Raw genomic sequence first — 7487 nt, 5'->3', positions numbered from 1 at the left:
CCGGCCGCGCCGGGCGCGGCCGGGTTCCCCCGGCCCGGCGCGGCCGTGCGGCCGAGGTTCCGCTGGTGGTGGCCGGACGGGCTGGTCGACCCCGCCGAGATCCGCCGCGAGATCGACCAGATGGCCGACGCCGGGTTCGGCGGCGGCGAGATCTCCGCCGTCCACCACAGCATCAAGGACGCGTCCGTGCTGGACCCGGCGGGGCACGGCTGGGGGACGGCGGCGTGGGTCGCCGGCGTCGAGGCCGCCCTCGACCAGGCGGACCGGCGCGGCCTGACCGTGGACCTGACGATCGGCCCGGCGTGGCCCGCAGCCGTCCCGACGATCACGCCGGACGACGACGCCGCCGTGCAGGAGCTGGCCTACGGGACGGCGGCGGTCGCGGGCGGCGCCACGCACGACGGCCCGGTGCCCGAGCCCGTCGCGGCGGCCGCGAAGGGCGTGACGAAGCGGACCCTCGTCGCCGTCCACGCCGTGAAGATCGACACGGCGAACGCGACCCGCAAGGAGACCGGGCTCGACTTCGCCTCCTTCACCGACCTCACCGACCGGGCGAAGGACGGCCGGATCACCTGGACGGCCCCGGCCGGCGGCGACTGGCTGCTCTTCTCGTACTGGCGGCGCGGCAGCGGGCAGCAGCCCGAAGGCGGCCCGCACAGCAGCCCCGACTCCTGGGTCGTCGACCACTTCAGCAAGGCGGGCACCCGCGCGGTCACCGCGTTCTGGGAGGCGCGGCTGCTCACCCCGCGCGTCCGCAAGCTGATCAAGAAGGCCGGCGGGACGCTGTTCGAGGACTCGATCGAGCTGGAGACGCCCGCCCTCAACTGGACCCCGGACCTGCCCGCCGAGTTCAAGCGGCGGCGCGGCTACGACCTCGCGCCGTACCTGCCGGTGATCGTCCTGAACAAGGAGAACACCGTCTACAGCTACGAGGCGGACCGCACCGCGCAGGCGCGGCACGACTTCTGGCTGACGGTCTCCGACCTGCTGAACGAGTACCACTTCGAGGCGCTGCGGACGTGGGCGCACTCGGTCGGCCTGGAGCTGCGCGCCCAGCCGTACGGGCTGTCGACGGACGCGATCCGGTCCGCGGCGATCCTGGACGTCCCGGAGGGCGAGTCGCTCGGGTTCAAGAACCTGGACGACTACCGCGCGCTCGCCGGAGGCCGCGACATGGCGGGCCGGGAACTGCTGTCCTGCGAGGCCGGGGCCTACCAGGGCGGCGCGTACAACACCACGTGGGACAAGCTGCTGCGCACCATGGGCGGCGCCTACGCGGCCGGGCTCAACCAGACCGTGTTCCACGGGTTCTCCTACGCGACCGCGCCCGGCGCGGCGTGGCCCGGGTTCGCGGCGTTCACCCCGTACAACGGCGGCATCGGGTTCGCCGAGTCGTGGGGGCCGCGCCAGCCGACGTGGCGGCACGCCCCCGACATCGCCGCGTACCTCGGGCGCGTCCACCAGACGATGCGCGCCGGCAAGAGCCGCATCGACGTCGCGGTGTTCCGGCAGAAGGGGTACACCAAGACCGGCATCGGCGCCGGCTGGTTCACCAAGTACGGCGTCCCGCTCGGCTGGACGCACCAGATGATCAGCGCGCCGCTGCTGGACCTGCCGTCGGCGAAGGTCCGCGACGGGCGGCTCGCCCCCGACGGCCCCGCCTACCAAGTGCTCTTCGTCGAGGGCGACCGCTTCAACGGCAACGCGTGCACGCTGCCGCTCGACACCGCCCGCACCATGCTGAGGTTCGCCAAGGCGGGCCTGCCGCTGATCTTCCTCGGCGACTGGTCGGCCGCGACGGTCCCGGGCATCCCGAAGGACGGGGAGAACGACGCGCTCCGTGCCGTCATCAAGGAGATGTTCGCGCTACCACGCGTGAAGAACGTCGCGGTGGAGACCGACGTGCAGGGCGCGCTCGACGCGCTCGGCCTGCGGCCCGAGGCGAGCTACGCGCAGAGCTCCACCCTGCTCAACGCCCACCGGCGGGACGGCCGCGTCGACTACTTCTACCTGTGCAACGGCAAGCACGCCGAGACGGTGAAGCCGCCGGTCGCCGCGATCGACCACGAGGTGTCGTTCACCCGCGCCGACCGCAAGGCCGTCCCGTACCGGCTGGACCTCTGGACGGGCGAGACCGAGCCGGTCGCGGTCTACAAGGCCGACGGCGACACCGTCACGGTCCGGATCGCGCTCCAGCCGTCCGAGGCGACCGTGATCATCCTGGCGCGCGGCGGGCACCACCCGTCCGCGACCGCCTCGCAGGCCGAGGTCCGGGTGGACGGGCAGCGGCTCGTCGCCCGCGCGACCGCCGCCGGCGCCTACGCGACCACGCTCGCGGACGGCCGCACGGTCACGACCGCGATCGGCGCCGTCCCCGCCGCGCAGACCCTCACGAGCTGGCGGCTGCGCGTCGAGGACATGACCCCGGACGGCACGAAGAGCCACGACCTGGCGCTCGACGCCCTCAAGGCATGGCCGGACATCCCCGAGCTCGCGGACGTCTCCGGCATCGGCACCTACACCACGACCGTGACGTGGGACGGCGGCGCCGGTGCCGTCCTGGACCTCGGCGAGGTCTTCGACACCTGCCGGGTGTCGGTGAACGGGCGCCGCGTCCCGCCGGTCAGCGTGCTGTACCCGGCCGTGGACATCGGCCCCTACCTGCGGCGCGGCGCCAACACCATCGAGGTCGAGGTGGCCACGACGCTGAACAACCGGCTGCGGGTGTCCGACCCCGGCGTGTACGGCGGCGCGTCGCGGCAGGCGTACGGGCTGATCGGGCCGGTCCGGCTCGTCCCGTACGGCGAGGCGGTGATCCGCACCCGCTGAGCCGGCCCCGAGAACGCGTGCGGGAGGGCGTTGGCCCGCCCTCCCGCACCTGAACCCCCGTCAACCCCGTCCCGCACACGGACCGGAATCCGAGGAATCCATGCACACCAGCGTATCCAGGCGGCGCATCGCCGCTCTCACCTTGGGAATGTCCGCCCTCCTCGCCGCCCAGGCCGTCCCGGCCGCTGCCGCCCCGGCCCACGGGCATGACGCGGCGCCGTGGAAGCGGTACGTCCTGTCGCCGTCGTCGCGGACGGTCCGCCCCGTCGCCGTCTACAACACCAGCGGCGACGTCACGAACCCGTCCGCCGTCCTCAAGGGGCAGAAGACCACCCTCAGCGGCGCCGGGTCGTACGTCACGCTCGACTTCGGCAAGGAGGTCGGCGGCCTCACCACCCTGCACTTCGCCGGATCGGACGGCGCGCAGCAGGTCGGGCTGGCGTTCAACGAGTCGTCCGCCTACGTCGCCACCGACAGCGACGCCTCCACCGGCGGCCCGCGCAGCCGCGACGGCGCCCTCACCGCCGACGTGGACGGCCGCACCACCTACACCACGCCGGAGAAGTACCTGCGCGGCGGCTTCCGCTACCTGACGATCTTCATGCAGTCCGGCGGGAGCGTCGACCTCGACGGGGTGTCGCTGCACTACACGCCCGCGCCGCAGGTGAAGGACCCGTCCAAGTACGCGAACTACTTCTACTCCAGCGACGACCTGCTGAACCGGATCTGGTACGCGGGCGCCTACACCGTCCAGCTGAACACGATCTCGCCGAAGACGGGCCGCGTGTGGGAGGCGCCGGCGGCGCTGTGGGACAACACCGGCGACATCGGCTCCGGCGCGTCCATCCTCGTGGACGGCGCCAAGCGGGACCGGACGGTCTGGCCCGGCGACCTCGGCGTCGAGATCCCGTCCGCGTACGCGGCGTTCGACGACACCGCGTCCGCCCGCAACTCGCTCGACGTGATCTACCAGCACCAGCGCGACACCGGTGAGCTGCCCTACGCCGGGCCGGAGCTGAACAAGTACGGCTCGGACACCTACCACCTGTGGACCCTCGCCGCGAGCTGGGACTACTACAAGTACACGGGTGACGCGCGCTGGGTCTCCGGGATCTGGGACCGGTACAAGAAGGCCGTCGACTACAGCTCCGCGAAGGTCGACGCGAACGGCCTGCTGTCGATCACCGGCACGTCCGACTCCGTCCGGATCCTCGCCAAGGGCGAGAACCTCATCGCGAACGTGCTGCTGTGGCGCGTCCTCGACACCGGTGCGCAGCTCGCCCGCACCCAGGGCGACGACGGCCTGGCGGCGTCCTACGCCCAGCGCGCCGCCGCGCTGCGCACCGCGATCAACGCCAACTTCTGGGACGACGCCGCGGGCGCGTACAAGTTCTACCCCAACAACGCCATCCACCCGCAGGACGGCAACTCGCTCGCCGTCTGGTACGGCCTGGCCGACCAGGCCCAGGCCCGCCGGATCAGCGCCGAGCTGAAGGGCAACTGGAACGAGGTCGCCTCCACCGCGCCGGAGAACAAGGGCAACCCGGGCGTCTTCTCCGGATCGATGGAGGTCAACGCGCACTTCGCCGCCGGCGGGAAGGCCGCCGACCAGGCCGGCGTCGACATCATCCGGCGCGAGTGGGGCTACATGCTGAGCAACCCGCAGGGGACCGGCAGCACGTTCTGGGAGTCGTACCGCAACCCCGGCGACGGCTGCGTCTTCTGTAGCTCCTACACGAGCCTCGCGCACGCCTGGGCGACCGGGCCCGTCACGGCGCTGACCTTCGGCGTCCTCGGCCTGAACCCGACCGGGACGGGCGGGCGGTCGTTCGACTTCGTCCCGCACACCGCCGACCTGACCTTCGCGCAGGGCCGCATCACCACAACGCTCGGCGCGGTGGACGGTTCCTGGAAGGTCGCCAAGGGCGCTTACACCGCGAAGCTGAAGGCGCCGCGCGCCGCGACGGGACGCGCAGGCGTGCCGACGTTCGGCGAGCGGATCAAGGTCCGGGTCGACGGGCACCTCGTGTGGGACGGCACTCGCGCGCTGGTGAAGGGCGTCCGCACCGACGGCGAGTACGTCTACGTCGACGGCCTGCACGGGAACCACACCATCCGGAGCGAGCGGGCATGACCGGCGCCCTGAATCGCAGGGCGTTCCTCGGCACGGCGGGCGCCGCTTCGGCGGCGCTCGCCCTCCCCGCCCTGCCCGCACCGCCCGCCCGCGCGGGCACCGTCCGGGTCTCGCCGAAGCCGATGCTCGCGCCGTTCCCGCTCGCGGACGTCACGCTGCTGGACGGCCCGTTCCGCGCGAACATGGCCCGGACCTGCAGCTATCTGAAATTCGTCGACGCCGACCGGCTCCTGCACACCTTCCGGCTGAACGTGGGGCTGCCGTCGTCGGCGCAGCCGTGCGGCGGCTGGGAGGCGCCGGACGTCCAGCTGCGCGGCCACTCCACCGGGCACCTGCTGTCGGCGCTCGCCCAGGCGCACGCGAACACCGGCGACGACGCGTACGCGGCCAAGGGCCGGTACATCGTCGGTGAGCTGGCGAAATGCCAGGCGGCGTCGCCGTCGGCCGGGTTCGGCGCCGGGTACCTGTCGGCGTTCGAGGAGACCGTCTTCGACCAGATGGAGGCGGGCGGCCACCCCTGGGCGCCGTACTACACCCTCCACAAGATCATGGCCGGGCTGCTCGACCAGTACCGGCTGAGCGGCAACGCGCAGGCGCTGACCATGCTCAAGGGGATGGCCGCGTGGGCGGGGACCCGCACCGGCAGGCTGACCGCCGACCAGATGCAGAAGGTGCTCGGCGTCGAGTTCGGCGGCATGAACGACGTGCTCGCCGAGCTGTACCAGGTCACCGGCGACCCCGAGCACCTGGCGACCGCCCGCCGCTTCGACCACGAGGCGGTCTTCGGGCCGCTCGCCGCGCGCACCGACGCCCTCGACGGCCTGCACGCCAACACCCAGATCCCGAAGATCGTCGGAGCGGTGCGCGAGTACGAGGCGACCGGCGAGACCCGCTACCACGACATCGCCGCCTATTTCTGGGACACGGTCGTCCATCACCATTCCTACGTGATCGGCGGGAACAGCAACAACGAGCTGTTCGGCCCGCCCGGCGAGATCGCCTGCCGGCTCGGCTCCGACACCTGCGAGAACTGCAACTCCTACAACATGCTGAAGCTCTCGCGGCTGCTGTTCCTGCACGACCCGTCCGAGTCGGCCTACATGGACCACTACGAGTGGACGCTGCTCAACCAGATGCTCGGCGAGCAGGACCCCGACTCCGAGCACGGTTTCGTCACCTACTACACCGGCCTGTTCCCCGGCTCGCAGCGCGAGGTCAAGGGCGGGCTGAAGGCGGCGCCCGGCAGCTACAGCTCCGACTACGACAATTTCTCCTGCGACCACGGAACGGGAATGGAGACGGCGACGAAATTCGCCGACAGCGTCTATTTCCATTCCCGTGACGAACTGTACGTGAACCTGTTCATCCCGTCCGAGGTGACGTGGCGGGAACGCGGGATCGGGATCCGGCAGGAGACCGGATACCCGCACACCGACCGGACGCGGCTGACGGTGACGTCCGGCTCTTCCCGGTTCACGCTGAAGATCCGGGTGCCGGGCTGGCTCGGCGCGCGCGGCGCCCGGGCCCGGATCCGGGTGAACGGCGCGGCCGTCCCGGTGCAGGCCCGGCCCGGCTCGTACACCGCGATCGAGCGGCACTGGAAGCGCGGCGATGTCGTGGACGTCGCGATGCCGATGGCGCCCGTCTGGCGGAAGGCGCCCGACAACCCGTGCGTCCAGGCCGTCAGCGTCGGCCCGGTCGTGCTGGCGGGAGAGTACGGCGACCGGACGCTCAACGCGTTCCCCGCGATCGAGCCGCGCTCCCTGCAGGCCGACCTCAGCGCCCCGCTGAACTACACCGCGTCGGCGGACGGCGCGACCGTGAAGCTGAAACCGTTCTCCGAAGTCCAGCACGAGCGCTACACCGTGTACTGGGCGACGCCCGCGCCGCGCCGCAAGCCCGCGCTGCTGGCGCACTTCCCGCTCACCGGCCGGAGCCTGGCCGACGCGACGGGCCGATGGCCGGACGCGTCGCTCGTGTCCGGCGCGTCGTGGGCCGATGACGGCGGCGCCGTCGCGCTCGACGGGACGGGCGGCCATATCGCGCTGCCCGCCGGGCTCCTCTCCGGCCTCGACGCGCTGACCGTCTCCGTCTGGCTGAACCTCGACACGGTCGCGAACAACACGCGGGTGTTCGACCTCGGCTTCAACAAGACGACGTACTTCGCCGTCATCGCCCGCACCGGGTCGGCCAAGGCCCGCTTCACCATGAAGATCACCGGCATGGACGGCGAGGACTACGCCGACGCGCCGTCCGCCCTCCCCGCCGGCGCCTGGACCCACCTCGCCGTCACCGCCGGAAGCGGATCGGCGGTCCTGTACGTCGACGGCGTTCCGGCCGGACGCAACGACGCCCTCGTCATGAGCCCCCTCGCGCTCGGCGCGACCACGCACAACTACCTCGGCCGCTCCCAGGACACCCGCAACCCGGCCATGGACGGCCAGGTCACCGGCTTCCGCCTCTACAACCACGTCCTGACGGCCGACGAGATCGCCTCCCTGCACGCGCAGGGCCGTTCCTAGGA

General features: G+C 72.1%; 3 protein-coding genes. All 3 read left to right on the top strand.

From position 1 onward, the window contains the following. A partial coding sequence (locus tag F9B16_RS30090) for a glycosyl hydrolase (protein ID WP_151543586.1) occupies window positions 1-2829 on the top strand: 2829 nt, incomplete at its 5' end. A gap of 100 nt (window positions 2830-2929) precedes the next feature. Beyond that, entirely contained in the window at window positions 2930-4963 is a 2034-nt protein-coding gene (locus F9B16_RS30085) for an alpha-L-rhamnosidase-related protein (RefSeq protein WP_151543585.1), read from the top strand. Then, entirely contained in the window at window positions 4960-7485 is a 2526-nt protein-coding gene (locus F9B16_RS30080; RefSeq protein WP_151543584.1) for a glycoside hydrolase family 127 protein, read from the top strand. Before F9B16_RS30085 ends, F9B16_RS30080 begins: the two co-directional genes overlap by 4 nt. The last annotated feature ends 2 nt before the right edge of the window (window positions 7486-7487 follow it).

The sequence above is a fragment of the Actinomadura montaniterrae genome, assembly GCF_008923365.1.
Lineage (GTDB): Bacteria > Actinomycetota > Actinomycetes > Streptosporangiales > Streptosporangiaceae > Spirillospora > Spirillospora montaniterrae.
This window is presented reverse-complemented; position numbering and strand designations above follow the sequence as displayed.